14 protein-coding genes are annotated in these 17,749 nt (G+C 41.3%); 8 read left to right on the top strand and 6 right to left on the bottom strand.

Annotation, left to right across the window (positions count from 1 at the left end):
* The first annotated feature begins 108 nt into the window (after nt 1-108).
* The 3 genes from BM161_RS11745 (at nt 109) to BM161_RS11735 (ending at nt 4,766) form a co-directional block, all read left to right on the top strand.
* Entirely contained in the window at nt 109-1,944 is a 1,836-nt protein-coding gene (locus tag BM161_RS11745; RefSeq protein WP_074932929.1) for an ABC transporter ATP-binding protein, read from the top strand.
* A gap of 110 nt (nt 1,945-2,054) precedes the next feature.
* Nucleotides 2,055-3,818, top strand: coding sequence for an ABC transporter ATP-binding protein (locus tag BM161_RS11740; RefSeq protein ID WP_143090561.1), 1,764 nt, complete (start codon nt 2,055-2,057; stop codon nt 3,816-3,818).
* 27 nt (nt 3,819-3,845) lie between these two features.
* Nucleotides 3,846-4,766, top strand: coding sequence for an aldo/keto reductase (locus BM161_RS11735; RefSeq protein ID WP_074932925.1), 921 nt, complete (start codon nt 3,846-3,848; stop codon nt 4,764-4,766).
* A gap of 63 nt (nt 4,767-4,829) precedes the next feature.
* Here BM161_RS11735 and BM161_RS11730 read toward each other — a convergent pair whose 3' ends face one another.
* Both BM161_RS11730 and BM161_RS14415 read right to left on the bottom strand, forming a co-directional pair.
* Nucleotides 4,830-5,750, bottom strand: coding sequence for a hypothetical protein (locus BM161_RS11730; RefSeq protein WP_143090560.1), 921 nt, complete (start codon nt 5,748-5,750; stop codon nt 4,830-4,832).
* 71 nt (nt 5,751-5,821) lie between these two features.
* A complete protein-coding gene (locus tag BM161_RS14415; protein WP_177206240.1) occupies nt 5,822-5,959 on the bottom strand; it encodes a hypothetical protein in 138 nt (45 codons plus the stop codon).
* Nucleotides 5,960-6,107: 148 nt separating this feature from the next.
* On the opposite strand from BM161_RS14415, the gene BM161_RS11725 reads away from it, so the two are divergent.
* Nucleotides 6,108-6,836, top strand: coding sequence for a 4-hydroxy-tetrahydrodipicolinate reductase (locus BM161_RS11725; protein ID WP_074932922.1), 729 nt, complete (start codon nt 6,108-6,110; stop codon nt 6,834-6,836).
* 4 nt (nt 6,837-6,840) lie between these two features.
* Here the strand turns inward: BM161_RS11725 and BM161_RS11720 are convergent, their stop codons facing one another.
* The gene (locus tag BM161_RS11720; RefSeq protein WP_143090559.1) at nt 6,841-7,329 is read right to left on the bottom strand and encodes a hypothetical protein; all 489 of its coding nucleotides are present in this window, start codon (nt 7,327-7,329) and stop codon (nt 6,841-6,843) included.
* Between the two features lie 119 nt (nt 7,330-7,448).
* Entirely contained in the window at nt 7,449-9,155 is a 1,707-nt protein-coding gene (locus BM161_RS11715) for a sialate O-acetylesterase (RefSeq protein ID WP_074932917.1), read from the bottom strand.
* 175 nt (nt 9,156-9,330) lie between these two features.
* Between BM161_RS11715 and BM161_RS11710 the strand changes: the two genes are divergently transcribed.
* On the top strand, nt 9,331-11,403 hold the full coding sequence (locus BM161_RS11710) for a methyl-accepting chemotaxis protein (protein WP_074932915.1): 2,073 nt from the start codon (nt 9,331-9,333) through the stop codon (nt 11,401-11,403).
* 111 nt (nt 11,404-11,514) lie between these two features.
* On the opposite strand, the gene BM161_RS11705 is transcribed toward BM161_RS11710, so the two are convergent.
* Nucleotides 11,515-12,120: a YgjV family protein gene (locus BM161_RS11705; protein ID WP_074932914.1), complete on the bottom strand. Its 606-nt coding sequence runs from the start codon at nt 12,118-12,120 to the stop codon at nt 11,515-11,517.
* A 57-nt stretch (nt 12,121-12,177) separates the two neighbouring features.
* Between BM161_RS11705 and gatC the strand changes: the two genes are divergently transcribed.
* Both gatC and gatA read left to right on the top strand, forming a co-directional pair.
* Nucleotides 12,178-12,489, top strand: a complete 312-nt coding sequence (gene gatC / locus BM161_RS11700; RefSeq protein WP_074932912.1) for an Asp-tRNA(Asn)/Glu-tRNA(Gln) amidotransferase subunit GatC — start codon at nt 12,178-12,180, stop codon at nt 12,487-12,489.
* Between the two features lie 115 nt (nt 12,490-12,604).
* Nucleotides 12,605-14,107, top strand: coding sequence for an Asp-tRNA(Asn)/Glu-tRNA(Gln) amidotransferase subunit GatA (gene gatA, locus BM161_RS11695; RefSeq protein ID WP_074932911.1), 1,503 nt, complete (start codon nt 12,605-12,607; stop codon nt 14,105-14,107).
* Nucleotides 14,108-14,201: 94 nt separating this feature from the next.
* Here gatA and BM161_RS11690 read toward each other — a convergent pair whose 3' ends face one another.
* Complete coding sequence (locus tag BM161_RS11690; RefSeq protein ID WP_074932909.1) at nt 14,202-16,511, bottom strand: adenylate/guanylate cyclase domain-containing protein; 2,310 nt, start codon at nt 16,509-16,511, stop codon at nt 14,202-14,204.
* A gap of 138 nt (nt 16,512-16,649) precedes the next feature.
* Here BM161_RS11690 and BM161_RS11685 point away from each other — a divergent pair, with 138 nt between their 5' ends.
* Nucleotides 16,650-17,744: a 30S ribosomal protein S1 gene (locus BM161_RS11685; RefSeq protein WP_074932908.1), complete on the top strand. Its 1,095-nt coding sequence runs from the start codon at nt 16,650-16,652 to the stop codon at nt 17,742-17,744.
* Nucleotides 17,745-17,749: the final 5 nt, after the last annotated feature.

Below are 17,749 nucleotides of genomic sequence, written 5' to 3'. Positions count from 1 at the left end.
TTCCCACTTATAAATCAAATCCTCGCTAAATCGACCGCACGGTCCTCGACGTGTGTATTATTGTCTTCGGTACGTTGCCGAATCGTTTCTGCTACAATCTTGTTACTTATGAACAGACTGAATTTATTACACTATTTTAAACGTTATAGTTTTTTGTATCTGATTGCACTCATTGCAATGTGTGCAAGTACGCTGCTGGATCAGGCTGCCCCTCTTATTGTCCAGCATATTGTTGATGATGTTCTGATTGCAAAGAAGATGGAGGTTCTGAACTTTCTGCTTCTGGGCATTCTTGGAATTGGTGTAGGGCGTTGTATTTTTCAGTACACCAAGGAATTTTTGTGTGACTACGCCGGCAGTAAGATTGCCTGCGAAGTTCGTATAAATCTGTTCCGTAAAATCCAGAGCCTGTCGGCAAACTTCTTTGATGGCATAAACAGTGGTGAGCTGATGAGCCGCGTAAAGGATGACGTTGACCGCATCTGGGATATCGCGGCCTTTATGGGAATTCTGATGGCAGAGGTTTTTATCCGCACGGTAACAACTCTCTTCTTTATGATTCGCATTAACTGGCAGCTCGCATTGATTCCGATTATCGGAATGATTGGTTCTGGTGTGATTGCGATTCTGATGGAAAAGCAGCTGGATGATCTTTACGGCGCGGTTATGCAGGAAGGTTCAGAGATGAACAATACTGCCGCAGAAAACCTTGCCGGGGTACGCACTGTAAAAGCGTTTGCCCGCGAAGGCTTTGAGATTGCAAAGTTCCACAAGCACAATCAGAAGTTTTATGAATTGAATATTGATTTGAGCCGGGTTTTCGTAAAGTACAATCCGATGATTCAGACTATTACCAGAGTGCTTACTGTTGTGTCGCTCTTCCTTGGCGGCCTTATCGTTATGAAGGGTAACCCGCTTCAGGGCGGACAGAAGATGACTGTTGGTGAGTTGATGGCATTCCTTCAGTATGTTGGTGGAATGATCTGGCCAATGGAAATGCTCGGCTGGCTCACAAACGGTTTCTCCAGTGCGAAGGCGAGTGTTAAGCGTCTGAACAAGATTTACAGCGAGATGCCTGATATTACAGAAAACAGCGAACTTGCAAAGAACACCGAAGGCGCCGATGCCGACTTAGCAAACGCAATGTTCTCGCAGTTTGATATCAGTGGTGATATCAGCTTTGAACACGTAACATACGCGCCATCGGTGGTTGAGAACACTGGAGATACGGTGGTTGAGCCTGTCGAAACTACCGCAGCCGGTTCTCCTCGAAAAATCTTGGACGATGTTTCGTTTGAGATTAAATCCGGCCAGACCCTCGGCATCATGGGTGCAACAGGTTCGGGGAAAACAACGCTCATCAATCTTTTGAAGCGTATGTATGACGTAACTGACGGAAGCATCAAGCTTGATGGAATCGATATCCGCGAGCTGCCGCTGCCAACACTGCGCCGTGCAATCTCTTGTGTAATGCAGGATATCTTCCTGTTTTCAGACACAATTGACGGAAACATTCGCCTTGGTGCCCGCGAGACAATCACTGTGCCGGAAGTGCGCTCTGCTCTGGAGAAGTCGCATTCTGCAGAGTTCGTAGACCGCATGGAAGAAAAGGAAAACACAGTAATTGGTGAACGCGGTGTCGGCCTCAGCGGCGGACAGAAGCAGCGAATCACAATTGCGCGTGCCCTTGCCCGAAAGACACCGGTACTCGTACTCGACGATTCAACATCTGCGCTCGACACAGAGACTGAGCAGGAGATTCAGCAGGTTCTTGCAGAACTTTCCGGTATGACAAAAATCATCATCGCGCACAGAATCAGTGCGGTTCGCAAGGCTGACAAGATTATTGTGCTTGATAAGGGTAAGGTTGTGGAGTCTGGTACTCACGAAGAGTTATTGAAACTCGGCGGGTTGTATAAAGAGACTTACGATAGTCAGTATTAAACAAGGCACGTCATTGCGAGGAGCAAAGCGACGAAGCAATCCATTAAATAGATTGCTTCCCACTTCGCTTCGCTCGTGGTCGCAATGACGGATAATTTACGGAGATATTTATGAACAGTTATAAGGTAGATGAACAGCAGGTGCAGAAATCGAACTTCGAAACGATGCCACGACTTTTCCGTTACCTGCTTAAATATAAGAAACGAATTGCGGGCGTATTTGCGCTGATGGCTTTCGGTACAGCGGTAGACCTTGTGAATCCGCTTTTGAATGAACGCGCTATCGACCGCTATATTCTTCCGGGCGATGTTCCAGGACTTGTCCGCATCGTACTGCTGGGTGCAGCAATCAACATCCTTGCGGTTCTTGCAATCAAGCTTCGTATGCTTTTGATGGCAAAGACAAGTAACAAGGTTATTCAGGAGCTGCGCCAGGAATTGTACGACCATATTCAGGGACTGGACCTTGCGTTTTTTGATTCGCGTCCGTCCGGAAAAATTCTTGCGAGAATTATCGGTGACTCGAACTCGCTCAAGGACATTATTGAAAATGCCGTTACCACTTTGATTCCGAACCTTGTTACGGTCATTGCGGTTATGGTGATTATGTTTGTAAAAAACTGGAAGCTTGCGCTTGCAGCCCTTTGCAGTCTGCCTTTCCTTATCGGTGGAGTTTTTCTGATTTCGATAATGGCAGAAAAACACTGGAAGGCAAAGCGTCAGAAGTCTTCGAATATGAATGCGTTTATCAATGAAGATCTTTCTGGAATCAAAATTATTCAGAGCTTCCGTGCAGAGCAGGAGACTGATAAAACCTTCCAGTCGTTAGTTTGGGATGACCGCAAGGAGTTCCTGCGAGCCGTTCGCTGGTGTGACGGTTTTGGTTCATGGATTGATTTGTGCTGGAGTGTCGGAACCATGGCACTTTATATGGTTGGTATTAAACTGCTTGGAATCGAAGGTGTTTCTATTGGTACTTACATTGCCTTTGGAAGCTATGTCGGAATGTTCTGGCAGCCGATTCTGAACCTCAGTAATTTTTACAACCAGTTTGTAAATGCGGCCAGTGGTGCCGAGCGTATCTTTGAAATTATTGACAAACGACCGTTAGTTACCAGTAAGGCTGGGGCTAAAGCAATGCCTGCAATCAAGGGAGGCGTTGAGTTTAAGAATGTTACCTTCGGTTATACTGATGATGTAGATGTTCTTAAGAACGTAGACTTCTCTGTGACTCAAGGCGAAACAATTGCTCTTGTAGGACCTACAGGTGCCGGTAAATCTACGGTTGTTAATCTGGTAAGCCGTTTTTATGATATTAAAGACGGCGAGATCCTGATAGATGGAAATGATATCCGTGATGTAGAGCTTTCGAGTCTGCGTACTCAGATGGGAATCATGACGCAGGACAATTATATTTTCAGCGGTACAATCCGTGAAAACATAATGTATGGAAAGCTGGATGCAACGGAAGAAGAAATGCTCGAAGCAAGCCGTGCTGTTCACGCAGATGACTTTATCAAAAATCTGCCGGACGGCTACGATACAAAACTGACAGCCCGTGGCGGCGAACTTTCAAACGGCCAGCGTCAGCTTGTTGCGTTTGCCCGCACAATGCTCAGTAACCCAAGAATCCTGATTCTGGATGAGGCAACTTCTAGTATCGATACTAAGACAGAGCTTCTTGTTCAGAAAGGAATTGCGAGCATGCTTAAGGGACGAACAAGCTTCGTAATCGCACACCGTCTTTCAACAATTCAAAATGCCGACCGCATTTTTGTAATTGATAAAGGCGGCATTGTCGAGAGCGGCAGCCCAGCCGAACTTATGGCAAAGAAGGGCGCCTATTACGCACTACGTCAAGCGCAGTTTGCGTAAATAAAATGGAAGAAAAGGAGCGCAAGTATGAAAGAAATAGTTTTAGGATCTACAGGTAAGAAAATGCCTGCCATTGTAGTGGGCTGTATGCGCTTAGCAGATAAGACTTGTGATGAGATGCAGCATTTTATTCATTCAGTCTTAGATCAAGGCGCCTTTTATTTTGACCATGCGGATATTTATGGCGGCGGACAAAGTGAGACTATTTTCGGAGAAGCCATATCAAAAGATAAATCAATTAAACGAGAAGATTTATTCCTGCAATCAAAATGTGGCATCCGTAAAGGCTTTTATGATTTTTCTAAGGAACATATTCTTTCTTCGGTAGACGGGATCTTAAAAAGATTACAAACAGACTATCTGGATGCGCTCTTGCTCCATCGCCCCGATGCACTGGTTGAACCGGAAGAAGTTGCAGCTGCATTTGATGAATTATATCAAAAAGGAAAGGTTAGACATTTCGGTGTATCCAATCACAATCCAATGCAGATTGAATTGCTGAAAAAGTATGTAAAACAGCCTCTCATCATAAACCAGTTGCAGTTTAGTATTCCAGTTTCAAACATGGTTGCAAGCGGTTTGGAAGTAAATATGACTTCAGATGGAGCACCTGATCGCGACGGCAGTGTTTTAGATTATTCAAGACTGCACGATATGACAATTCAGGCATGGTCCCCATTCCAGATGCCGAACTGGCAGGGATGTTTTATTGATAGTGAAAAATATCCGGAATTAAACAAGGAACTGCAAAATCTGGCAGAAAAGTTTCAGGTAAGTACCACTACTATTGCCACTGCATGGATTTTACGACATCCTGCAGGAATGCAGGTAATTACCGGAACAACCAGTGAAAAACGTATGGCTGAAATTATTGCGGCAGAAAATGTTTGCCTGTCCAGAGAAGAATGGTATCGATTGTATCTGGCTGCAGGACATGTGTTACCGTAAAAAGGGAGAAGAAACAATTTTTGCTGAGTAAATAATAATGTTCAGATAATCAAAGTTTCTTTATTATTTCTTAATCTTCTCAATCTTCTTTTTGACGTCGTCCGTAAGATCAGATGGATAAAGCCGGTCTTCAAAAACCCAGCCATTTAATTTTGAGTCATAATGAATTGTAAGTCGTTCTCTTTTCTTAAATTCGCGCTGAGTCCATAAATCAGAAAGGAAGGTTTCAGTTAAAACCGGCTTATCGTCAAAAAATAAATAAAGAGGAATTCCCTGAACTTTTGCACCATTTCTCAATTCAAGTCTGGCTTCTTTTGTTCCGGTTAAAGAAGAGCCTGCTTCAACAATTATTGATTCATTAATTGTAGGACTTCTTCTACCCGGATCATTTCGAGGCAGAATAACAACGCTGGCTTTATTTTTGACAATCAGAGAACGGCATTCTGGTTCAGGTTCCTGCGAAGCCGACTTCGTAAATATCATATCATAATCATCAAATAAATTTTCATTAAAAGGATTCATAAAGCGCCATTCATTTATTGAAATCCAACCCTTCAAAGAAGTGCTGTAACAAAACTCAATGACTGAAACCATTTCTATGAGCTGCTGATTTCCGCTCTTCCAGATTTCATCGAGTGTCATAGGAAATTTTCGTGTAAAGACAAGTGTGTCAGAAACGCGAACCTTGTAGTATAAATCTATACCTTCAACATGAGTTCCCTGACTAAATACCAGATAGCCCTGTCCATCTTTTGGAGCAATAAAGGAAGCTCCTTCTTCTACAATAATGTTTCCACTTACAATTGCGTCTGTCATTACAAAGGTAGCGCCTTTTTTTACACGCAGGGTTTTTCCTTTTGAGACAGTGTTAAATTCAGTTGTTACTGTAAAATTCTTATCATATGTCCCGCTCAACTCTACAGCAGTTAAAGTAGACATACCAGTTAAGAGAATAATTAAAACAAAAAATAATCTATTACGCATATCTAAATTATACAATGAGAATTTGAAAACGTTAAGTTAGTTTTTATTCAGAAATTATATTGAAATTTTAATCACGGTTTTCTGGCGGATTTGTAATCTATGATCCAGCCGCCGTTGTAGAATCCGTTGTCGTTGCGGGTAGGGGTAACAAAGATTACCTTTGTCGGATTTTCTGTATTGTATTCAAAAAAACTATTCAGGTAAGACAAATTGATGATTATGGTAATCCATATTTTTATGATTCACCTTCAAAGAAATTTAATAAGAAATTAAATAATCCTGAGAGTAGGGCATGTCTCTAAAAATAACGAAAGCCAAGATGTAGTAATTCTTAATAATTATTTCTATAATGGAAATATGAAATTAGGAATTATTGGATGTACTGGACGACTGGCTACCGAAATCATAAATCTTATTAATAAAAGTAATGATTATGAATTAACTGCTGCAATTGCAAGAGAGGGAAATGCAAGGGTAGGAGAGAAAATCCTTTGCAATAACAATTCGGTTGAAATTACTACTGACTTGGATGACTGTTCAACTTGTGATGTTTTAATAGACGTTGCAACCAGAGACTCCTGCTTAAATAATCTTAAAAAATATAAACAACTGAAAAAGCCTTTGATTATTGGAACAACAGGTTTTTCCAGCGAAGAGATTTTAAGTATAGAAAAAACGGCAGAGCTATTTCCAATTTGTATGTCTTCTAACTTCAGTGAAGAATTAATCTTTTTTATTGAAGCAGTTAAAGCCTATTCAAAACTCACAAACATTGTTGATGCAAATATTATGGAATATCATCATGTAAATAAAAAAGATATTCCAAGTGGAACAGCATTAATGATTAAGGATGCAATTTTACAGGCGAATAAAAATATTTCTGTGTACATTCATAGTGTTCGTGCCGGAAACATAAAAGGTGAACATACAGTTTTGTTTACAAACACTTTTGGCGAAGAAATAATTTTTACACATAAAGCTTCTGATCGTTCTGTGTTTGCTCAGGGAATTTTGAAGACCGCACTAAAACTTACAAATTTGAAAAACGGAATTTATTCTTTTAAGGATATTCTGCTGAATAATTAGTGCATCATGGTTTTCTACCATTTTTATAATCAATCACCCAGCCACCGTTGTAGAAGCCGTTGTCGTTGCGGGTTGGGGTGACAAAGATTACCTTTGTTGGATTTTCTGTATTGTATTCAAAAATATTTGATTCCCACTGGAAAGGCTTTGCGTCAGCCTCGGCATAGGTGAAGTTATTCTGCTGATCGGGCGGGGTGTAGAGCGAGATTTTGTAACGGCCCTTTTTGAGTTTGAGGTGCATTGCCATTCCGCCGCTGAGGAAGTAGGTGTGCTTGTAATTTCTGATGATGTCGGGAGTGCTCATCCACTCGTAGGTGGCGGTGCATGCGGTGTAGGTTACGTCGTTGCCCTCTTCATCTTCGAGGCGCAGGAAACAGCGAATGTCGTTGAGTACGCCAACATTGTCGGCACGGTAAATTATGAGAGACTGCTTGTCGTGGCCAGCCGGCATATCCTTGGTGGCGTCGATGAAGTCGTAGTATGAGCCGGGCACGGGTTGGGAAAAAACTGATGCAGAAATCAGGAGTAAGAGAAGTGTAATTATGAAAGGTGGTTTCGACCCTTCGACCAGGCTCAGGGACCGCAGGCTCAACCACCGGTGTTGTTCTTTTCTCATACCGTCATTATCTGCTGAATCTTTGCGTGCCCGTCACCGCCTTCTGCTTTTATGCTGCCGGTCTGGAAAGGGCAGAGTGGAAGACCGTTCTTTCCATAAATTGTAACAGGTCCGTAATTATACCAGCCGTAACGTGCAGCAAGCGGGCGGCTAACTTTTTCGCTGCACAGAACAATTGTGTTTTGTTTTCCGTCAGTTCCGCCGAATGCAAACTTTGCCGGGTACCACACACCGTCGCTTCCTGCAATTTCAAAACCTGTAAAATCTTCTGCTACAGTTATATCCTGATTAGCTTCCATCTTTTTGTATTCTTCGAGACGTACTTCATCTGCGCGAACTTCAAAGCCTGTTGGTGCATTAGAGAAGGTTAGTACAAGGCGGCCACCGTCAGTTTCTGAATATAAAGCATGACAGCCTTCAAGTTGTGGAGCTCCAGCATCAACAGAAGGAATAATCTTATATACATTTGCCAGAGCGTTCTTTTCCATTCTTTCAGCAAGGACTTTTTTTGCACGAGGATGAATATCACTAAACTGTCCTAAATCAAAACAGCCTGTCAGCCACGTATTTTTTACACTCGCATGAACCTTTGCCTGCTGCTCACGAACAATACACCAGTGCTTATAATCAGGATCAGCCTGATAGCGGTGTACCGGAAGCTGAACAAAGACAAAAGGTAAATCAGCATCCTTAAAATCGCAACGCCAGTTTTCAATCATAGAGGTAAAGAGCTTTGCATAAGAACGTGGCTTATGATCATCACTTTCTCCCTGATACCAGATAACACCTTTCAGAGTATATGGCATAATACGGGCAAGCATACAATCATAAAGCCCGGTAGGGCGGTAAGGATTTTTGCAGGAAGCAGGACCCGGCCATGGATTCTTACCAAGAATCTTTTCTGCTGCTTCCCAGGTAATTTCATGGTCTTTTTCCCAGAGCTTTGAAAAGCCTTCCTGCCATTTTGCATTTTCTATTTCATAGTCATCATATTCTTTGCACTGCTGTTCTATGGATTTTCCACTTACTGCATTTTCATAGTCGGAAAGATAAGTATTCAGGTCTCTGTCAGCTTCAAGATATTCTCGGCTCATCCAGGCACTTGCCGAGGTTCCACCCCAGTTACAGCCAATTACGCCTACAACACAGTCCAAATCTTCTGCAAGCTTCTTTGCAAAAAAGTAGCCCACTGCAGACCATGCTCCACGCGAAGGGCTTTCCCAGGTCTGCCAGCAGGTGTTTCGCTCGGCTTCGAAAAACTTCTCATCCATCCAGCCAATCTTATTGGTATAATAAAAACGAACGTTCTTACCGGCCTTATCATCTTTTAATTCATCCGGTCCTTCTGTACAGTTCTGAAGTTCAAACTCCATATTACTCTGACCGCCTGCCAGCCAGACTTCACCAATAGCAATATCAGAAAAACAGATTTTTTCTTTTCCATCAGTAACGCACAATGAACAGCCAGTTTGTGCACTCTGCGGCTCTAACTCAACAAGCCAGCGGCCGTTCTCAGACAGAGTAGAGTTCTCTGCAATCACCGTACCCTTCTCATTACAAAGAGAGACCTTAATTACAATGCCGTCCTTAGCATTGCCGAACACAGCTACATATTTATTTCTCTGCAATACCATGTGATCAGAAAAAACTGCGGCTAGCGAAAAATCTGCCACCGAAAAGTCATTTTTTTTGAAATCTGCCATATTTTCCTCGCGTTTTTTCTATTATATACCAACACTATAACACAGGCAAATAAGGGAGCTTTCTTATTCAAATATAAAAGACTTGTTATAAGAATCAATAAAGATTTGCTTATTTTTATAAGCGGTAATAAAATATTATTGTATATTAGGATTATTATAATTTAGGGGAGTCTGTATGAACGTTAAATTGAAAAAAGCTACAATAATTGTTGCTATTGTTTGCTTTTTGGGGGCAGTTGGCCTTTTTACTTTGATTAGAAGTGTTGCCCGTAACCATGCACGAACTAATGCCTATGCAGAAATGGAGATGGAAGCTCGTGTAAAAAGAGCGAAGTTTGAAACATCTATGAATGAGCAGCTTACCCTGGTTCTTCAGCTGCTGAGAATGCCTGCCGTAAAAGAGTATCTTAAAAATCCATATGATGAGGAAATTAAGGCAACGGCTTTTAAGGATCTTGAAGTATTCAAAGAATCATTTAAATCAAAATCAATTTTCTGGGTATCAGATGTTGATAAGATGTTCTGGAGTGATATGCAGCCAAGTTATGTTGTAAATCCGGCAGATCCGAATGATTACTGGTACAACATGACCATGTATGAGACCGATGTCTATAACTTCAACATAAACTATAATCCACAGCTCAAGCAAACTAACCTTTGGGTAAATGCTGTAGTAAAAGAAAACGGAAAATCAATCGGTATGCTAGGAACCGGTATTCCTCTTACAAGCATGATTAATGAAATGTATGATGGACTGGATCCTGCTATCACAATGTATCTCTTCAATGATGCACAGGAAATTACAGGCGCTCTTGATGATTCAATTGTTGAAAAGAAACTTCCTATTTTAGAGCGAATGCCAGAGCTTTCAGATTTTGATTTTATGCCAAAGGATATTTCTTTTGAATCAAACATTTCAAGTGATTTTGTCCTTGCCGCAATTCCTCTTGTAAGCTGGCATATTGCAATGGAAAAGCCATATACAATGAAAGATTTTGTTGCAAATGGTCGTACAGCTCTTATCGCCGGAATTGTTACTATTCTCATCATCGTTTTCCTTGCTACTCAAATTCTTGCGATGATAAATCATCTTAATATTCTTAATGATGCTGTTTGCGATTTAAGTTCAGGAAATGCAGATCTTACAAAGCGTGTTACTCTGCGTGGAAAATCAATGTTCAAGGTTTTCGAAAGTCTTGTTGAAAATGAAAATCTGTTCATTGAAAAGCTTCAGGGAATTATTGAGAACTTGAAATCTTCTGAACAGAACCTGAGCAACGTTGGTAACAGTATGACTTCAAGTACACAAAATACTGCCAGCGCTATCACTCAGATTATTTCACATATTGATGCCGTACATTCTCAGATTAATCAGCAGACACAGAACGTTCAGGAAACTGCAGGTGCTGTAAATGAGATTGCCGCAAATATTGATTCCCTTGAACGAATGATTCGTCAGCAGGCTGATGGAGTATCAGAGGCTTCTTCTGCAGTTGAACAGATGGTTGGAAACATTCAGTCTGTAAATAACTCTGTAGATAAAATGGCTGAATCCTTTAATCAGCTTGAAAAGCAGGCTCAGTCTGGTCAGGCTAAGCAGGCTGCCGTAAACGAAAAGATTTATCAGATCGAAGATAAGTCAAAGATGCTTCAGGAAGCTAACCAGGCAATTGCAAATATTGCCGAACAGACAAACCTTCTTGCTATGAACGCGGCAATCGAAGCGGCTCATGCGGGTGAAGCAGGTAAGGGATTTGCTGTCGTTGCAGATGAAATCCGTAAGCTTTCAGAAACTTCAACTGAACAGTCTAAGACTATCGGAGATCAGCTGAACAGTATTCAGGCTTCTATTCTGGAGGTTGTTGAAGAGTCTCAGGAATCTAGCCGTGCCTTTGCCGGTGTATCTCACGAAATTGATAATACAAATCAGCTTGTTAATGAAATCAAAACTGCTATGGCCGAGCAGAATGAAGGTTCAAAGCAGGTTATTGAAACCCTTCGCGTTATGAACATGAGTACTTCTGAAGTAAGTAATTCTGCTCAGGAAATGATTGAAGGTAATAAGCTTATCTTTAGAAATATTGCGAGCCTGCAGGAATCATCTTCTGTTATGAAAAACAGTATGGATGAAATGTCTGCCGGTGCCCACAAGATTAATGAGAGTGGAGCAGAACTGTCTCAGATTTCAGATGAAATGAAAGATTCCATCACAGACATCGGAGAACAGATCGGCCAGTTCACAGTATAGATTCCGAAACAAGTTCGGAATGACATCGTCATGCTGAACTTATTTAGTAATGACATCGTCATGCTGAACTTGTTTAGTAATGACATCGTCATGCTGAACTTGTTTCAGCATCTACAGATTCTTTGTAAAATAATCCCCGTTTGCTGAAAAGCCCATCTTACGAAGATACTTTTCATGAGCGGGGATTTTTGTTTCTGCAGTAATCTTTTTGATTCCAAGATGATGCAGATGTGAGAACATAAACTTACCCGCAGAACAGTCGCGGTAAGCCGGAGTAGTGTAATCAAGCTTTACGCAAAGAGAGTCAGCCCCGTCTTCCTGAGCAATAAAAACTCCGGCAGGAACCTGACCACAGGTAATCAAAAAGATTTTGTCATTTTCTGAAGCGTTAGAAAAATCCGGGAAAAACTTTTTGATGTCACTGCTATTTGCAAACAAAAAGTGAGCAAGGAAGCCGTCGTTAGCATTTACTCCAACTGCAGCATATTCCTTCTTTGTATTATTCAGCTTGTAAAGATTAATCATATTAATAATAATCAGACAAATCTGCATTGCGGCAGTTGGGTAAGAATGAATAGCAATTGCATACCCGCAGAAAATCACACTGCCCACAGTATTAATAATTCTCAGCTTCACTACCGATGTCATCAGCATAGAAACAATAACCAGCAGCGAGCCTGTATAACCAATCAGTTCTAAAATAAATCGTGTATCCATGGTTTAAGATTTTATAGTATATTCACTAAAAACACAATTTCTACTATAATAGACTCTATGGCAACACAGCATAAAGAAATTGACGCGCAGACTCTTGAGAATCTGCTTTATTTAAGTCGTTTGTCTCCTGAAAGTACTAATATGGAGACTTTGAAAAAACAGGTAGATGATATCGTTGGTTATTTTGATATTCTCTCCAAATATGATGACAGTGAAAATCCATATGACGCATATCCTAGAACCGAGGCAGACAAGCTTCGTGACGATACAGTTGTAGAAGGACTTGAAATCAGCGACGTTAAGAAAGTTTCAGAAAACTTCATGGACGGCTACTTCCAGGTTCCAAAAGTTTTGGGAGAGGGTGCCTAAAATCGAAGAACCGTTAAAAAAAAGGCTGCGACAGCGGGCTTTTTTAGGTTCATCGAAAGAATGGCTCGGCGCGAGACTATGCGAGCGCCGCGGAACCGATGTAGGAGAATAAAATATGTACTATACTATAAAAGAAACACGCGCTGCTCTTAAAAGCGGCGAAACAACCAGCGAAAAACTTGTTCGCAGTGCAGTTGAAACATTTGAAAAAGATAAGTCTGCACCAATTCCTCTTAACGCATTTATCGAACTTTATGAAGATGCAGTAGAAAAGGCACAGGCTGCTGATAAGGAAATTGAAGCTGCCCGCGCTGCCGGAAACATCGATAAGCTTTTTGAAGAAAAGCCATTGCTTGGAATTCCATTTGCTAATAAAGACAACATCAACTCAAAGGGCCACCGCCTTACCTGTGCTTCTAAGATTCTCGAAGGCTATGTAGCTCCATATAATGCAACTGTAATTGACCGCCTTGAAAAAGCCGGCGCAATTGCACTTGGCCGCTGTAACCAGGATGAGTTTGCTATGGGTTCTTCTACAGAATACTCAAGCTACGGTCCTACACGTAACCCAATCAACCGCGAGTTTGTATCTGGTGGTTCTTCAGGTGGTTCAGCTGCCGCTGTTGCTGCAAACCAGGCTCTCTTTGGTCTTGGTACAGAAACTGGTGGTTCAGTTCGTTTACCAGCCAGCTACTGTGGTATTTACGGTCTTAAGCCAACTTATGGCGTACTCAGCCGCTGGGGTGTTGTAGCTTACGGTTCATCTCTGGATCAGGTTGGTATTCTCGGACATACTCCTTCTGATATTGCTGAACCGCTCAGTCTTATGTGCGGTGTAGATATGTATGATGATACATCAGCTGATTTGCCGGAAGGAAAAACTTTGAACAAGCTCGAGGCTCTCTCAGATGCAGAGTTCAAAGCACTTAAGATTGCAATTCCAAAGCAGTTCCTTAAGACAGAAGGTGCTGATCCTGATGTTGTAAAATGCTTTGAAGAAACTCGCAAGTGGTTCACAGATAAGGGAGCAACAGTAGAAGAAGTTGACCTTCCAATCCTTGATGCTTCAATTGCTGCTTACTATGTAATTGCACTTTCAGAAGCTGCATCAAACCTTAGCCGTTTTGATGGTATCCGCTATGGCCGCCGTGTTGATGATGGTCATGGCTATGATGAACTTTATGTAAAGACCCGTTCAGAAGGTTTCGGCCCAGAAGTTAAGCGCCGTATTGTAATTGGTAACTACGTTCTTTCAGAGCAGTTCTCTGGAGATACATATAAGAAGGGTATGACAGTTCGTGCCCGCATTCAGCGTGAAGTTGCTGCCGTATTCGAAAAATACGACATCATTCTCTGTCCAACCTGTCCAACTGCTGCATTCAAACTTGGTGCAAAGGTAGACAGCCCGCTCGAGATGTACCTTTCAGACCTTTACACAACTTTCGTAAACCTTGCACGTATTCCTTCTATCAACGTTCCTGCCGGACGCACAGGTGCAGACAATATGCCGATTGGTATGCAGTTTGCCGGTGCTATGTTCAGCGAGAAGAAGATTTTGAGACTTGCTCAGAACTGGGAAAACGACCACGCAGGTTGCGGAATTGCAGTAAAAGAGTGACGTCTTTGACGTCATTGCGAGGAGCATAAGCGACGAAGCAATCCATTGCATCTAGATTGCTTCGCTTCGCTCGCAATGACGCACAAATGCAGCATTACTTAACCTTCATCTCAAAAACACCATCCCACTTCTTCGGAGGTGGGTTTGTTTTAAAGTGGGAGATGCGGTCCAGGAATACAACAGACGGCATGTCCTGATACTTTTCGTTACACAGCTGGAACATTTCTTCGGCCTTGTCCCAGTCCTGCTTTCTGTAAGCCGCAAGACCTTTTTCAAACAAATCTTTGATTTCAAAAAGCTTGTCTACGGCTGCAGCCTTTGTCTGTAAAATTTCATAAATACGAACCGGCTCGTTTTTTCCTTTTACCTTGATAAAGTCGAGCTCGCGGCAAACAAAAGAATCTTTAAGCTTATCAAAAACAGCTTCTGTAATAATTGCCTTTGAACCGTAAGCCTTGTTTGCACTTTCAAGTCGTGCCGCAAGATTTACTGTATCGCCGATAGAAGTAAAGTCCATTCGGCTGCGTGCTCCAACTGAGCCAAAAATTACGCGGCCGGTGTTAATACCAATTCCCATAGAAATGTAATCTGAGCCGTCTGCAAGAGCCTGCTGCTGCTGAGCACGCATAGCGGCGCGAATCTCCATTGCAGCCTTACATGCGTTGTATTCCTTTTTCGGGCCGGCAAAGAAAGCCATCATTTCATCACCAACAAACTTATCAACATCACCGCCGTTGTTAAGAATGATTTCAGTTTCAATATCAAGATAGTGATTGAGAATCTCTACAACTTCGCGAGGAGGTTTACCTTCGCACAGAGTTGTAAAACCGCGGATATCTGTAAAAAGGAAACATAGTTCACGTGAACTGGTAGTCTTCTTAATATCTTTATCTGCTGCCTGAAGGGTAGAGAAGGAAATATAAGGAATAATTCCACGGATGATTCCGACCATGTTTTTAATTTCTTTTGAAAGGTCTTTAGTTTCATCACGGGTTTTAATAGAGTCAATAAAAGTGAGCTGCTCTGCAGTAATTTTAGAATTACCATTCAGAATCTCTTCAAGAGTATTTGCAGTTTTTCGTACGTTGGTTTTCAGATAGAGCAGAGGGTTTGTAATAAAATCTGAGATGAAAAGCGCAAGAATAATTGCAATGTAAAGGAACATTACAACCATTGTGTAAACATAAACCTGAACATGGAAATATGAGCGCATGAGGATTTCTGTCTTGTATGTTACAATAGAAAATCCAACAAGCTTAAATCCGGCCTTGCGTGTAAACGAAACAGGGTAAATGTACTTGCAGTATTCACCGTCAATTACAGGCTGCTTTTTATAATTGCCGTTCTGGAAGTTTGTAAAATATTCTCGGCCCTGTTCTGCGGTAATTCTCTTTTCTTCCGGGCGAATATCCTTTACTTTTCCGGTTGCTGTTGTGTAAGAGAAAACATCATACTCAGGCCATTCAATATCTTCTATCTTAATTTCTGATCCATCTTCATTCTGACCAAAAGAGATTTTATCTCCATTTTTCTGGAATATGATTGAACCCGGTACACTTGCTGTAATGATATCAATGCGTTCAAAAGGGCAGTCTGCATAACTGTTTGCTTCCTTCTGCTGTGTAAAGTATGGAGCAATCTTTTCATATTTTCCGTCTGCAGAATCATATACAGTAGAAGTCTGTTCTGCCTGCGAGCGGCCTACATCACTAACAGCTTCTGTAAACATTTTTCTGTAGCTGTGAAGAATTAGAATTGTAAAGATTACCATGATAACGGCAATAACGCTGATGATAGTTAGAGTGAGTTTTGTTTTGATGGAAATCTTTGTTTTCTGTTTTGATTCTGCCTGAAGCTTTTTGTATTCTGCAAATTCCGGATTCATCTCGCGCAGGAACATAATTCCAAAAATCGACATAAGGGCGTGAGAGATAAAAGCAAAGCCAAAGGCAACATATACCCAGACCGGCAGATGCAAGAACCATCTCCAGCAGTTTGCGAAAATTACAAGGCAGGTAACCGAGCAGAATAAATAGAAGGTAAGGCTGATATATGTGAGCACATAAAGAATTGTATTTACCTTACCTTTAATAAAAATCGAAATCAAAAGAAAAAGGGCTGTAAAAGGCAGAAAGTAAATCATAAAGTAAACGATATGAAGAATACTTTCCTGAATTACATCGGCCCCGGTAAATGGCAGCATATATGGGTAAATAAGATTTGCTGTACTTTCGGCATCTCCAAGACTGATGCTCTGCATTCCCATTGGCAGCAGAAAAAGCGCTGTCAGAATAAGTGAAGGAACAATTCTACAGAAGAAGAAAAAGAACTTTTTAGAATTAAATTTTATTTTTGATTTATTTCCTGAACGTGATTTTTTGGCTTTAGGTGACTTTTCTTTCATCTTTTTTCCTGTTTCTGTTAATAATATCGTTCCATTATAATATAAGAAAGAAAAAAAATCCAAAACGATTTACAGAAATCTATTTCAAATTTCTTCTATTTATATTACTATGCAGTAAGAAAATTAAGGAGAAAAACAGTGATTAATAAATTCAATATCGGCGACAGCTTTGAAACTACAGTTGTTGCAGTTACAGACACTACAGTTTTTGTTGATTTAAGCGCTAAGTCAGAAGGCGTAATTGATGTTGCAGAGTTTAAAGATGATGAAGGAAATGTAAGCGTAAAAGAAGGCGATAAACTTAAGGTTTTCTTTACAGGTGAAGTTCGCGGAGAAATGCGCTTTACAACAAAAATCGGCGGTAGCTCTGCTGATGATACAATGATTGAAAATGCTTTCAAGGGTGGCATTCCTGTAGAAGGTCACGTTGAAGCAGAAATCAAAGGTGGTTTTGAAGTAAAGGTAGGCGGTAAGCGTGCTTTCTGTCCATATTCACAGATGGGCTTTAAGGATAAAAAAGAGCCTGCTTTCTATGTTGGAAAAACACTCAGCTTTATTATCACTGAATATAAGAACGAAGGAAAAAATATTCTTGTAAGTAACCGCAAAATTGGTGAAAGCGAATATGCAGCTTCTCTTGGAAAACTTGCCGCACAGATTACAGAAGGTGCAGTTGTAAGTGCAACTGTTGAAAGCATTGAAAAGTTTGGTGCTTTTGTAAACATTCAGGGCTTCCGCGCACTTCTTCCAATCAGCGAGCTTTCTTTTGACCGTGTTTCTGATGCAGGAGACGTTGTTGAAGTTGGTCAGGAACTCAACGTAAAAGTAATTCATACAGACTGGAAAAATGAGCGTGTAAGCGTAAGCCTTAAAGCACTTCTTGCTGATCCATGGGAAGAGGCTGCAAGCAAGTTCCCAGTAGGCACAAAGGTAAACGGAAAAATCAGTAAGATTATGGATTTCGGTCTCTTTGTAAATCTTGATAAGGGAATTGATGGTCTTGTTCACATCAGTGAGCTCGAAGGACTCAGTGCAAATACAAACCTCAAAAAGGTTTATAAGCCTGGTCAGGAAATGAGCGTTGTTGTAACAAAGGTTGATGCTGCAAACAAGAGAATCTCTTTGACAACAGCAACTTCAAAAGAACAGGACGACACAGCCGCTCAGTATATGAGCAGCCAGGATGATGACGGAGAAACTTACAATCCGTTCGCAGCTCTTCTTAAGAAATAGATTGC

It is taken from the genome of Treponema bryantii (assembly GCF_900113965.1).
Taxonomy (GTDB): domain Bacteria; phylum Spirochaetota; class Spirochaetia; order Treponematales; family Treponemataceae; genus Treponema_D; species Treponema_D bryantii_A.
Note: the sequence above shows the minus strand (reverse complement) of the source record. Positions and strands in the feature narration are given on the sequence as shown.

Bases quoted from the DNA above. Each gene is read 5' to 3' on its own strand.
- BM161_RS11730 (WP_143090560.1), bottom strand. From the start codon at position 5,750: ATGCGTAATAGATTATTTTTTGTTTTAATTATTCTCTTAACTGGTATG.
- BM161_RS11690 (WP_074932909.1), bottom strand. From the start codon at position 16,511: ATGAAAGAAAAGTCACCTAAAGCCAAAAAATCACGTTCAGGAAATAAA.
- gatA (WP_074932911.1), top strand. From the start codon at position 12,605: ATGTACTATACTATAAAAGAAACACGCGCTGCTCTTAAAAGCGGCGAA.
- BM161_RS11715 (WP_074932917.1), bottom strand. From the start codon at position 9,155: ATGGCAGATTTCAAAAAAAATGACTTTTCGGTGGCAGATTTTTCGCTA.
- BM161_RS11725 (WP_074932922.1), top strand. From the start codon at position 6,108: ATGAAATTAGGAATTATTGGATGTACTGGACGACTGGCTACCGAAATC.
- BM161_RS11735 (WP_074932925.1), top strand. From the start codon at position 3,846: ATGAAAGAAATAGTTTTAGGATCTACAGGTAAGAAAATGCCTGCCATT.
- BM161_RS11740 (WP_143090561.1), top strand. From the start codon at position 2,055: ATGAACAGTTATAAGGTAGATGAACAGCAGGTGCAGAAATCGAACTTC.
- BM161_RS11745 (WP_074932929.1), top strand. From the start codon at position 109: ATGAACAGACTGAATTTATTACACTATTTTAAACGTTATAGTTTTTTG.
- BM161_RS11705 (WP_074932914.1), bottom strand. From the start codon at position 12,120: ATGGATACACGATTTATTTTAGAACTGATTGGTTATACAGGCTCGCTG.
- gatC (WP_074932912.1), top strand. From the start codon at position 12,178: ATGGCAACACAGCATAAAGAAATTGACGCGCAGACTCTTGAGAATCTG.
- BM161_RS11710 (WP_074932915.1), top strand. From the start codon at position 9,331: ATGAACGTTAAATTGAAAAAAGCTACAATAATTGTTGCTATTGTTTGC.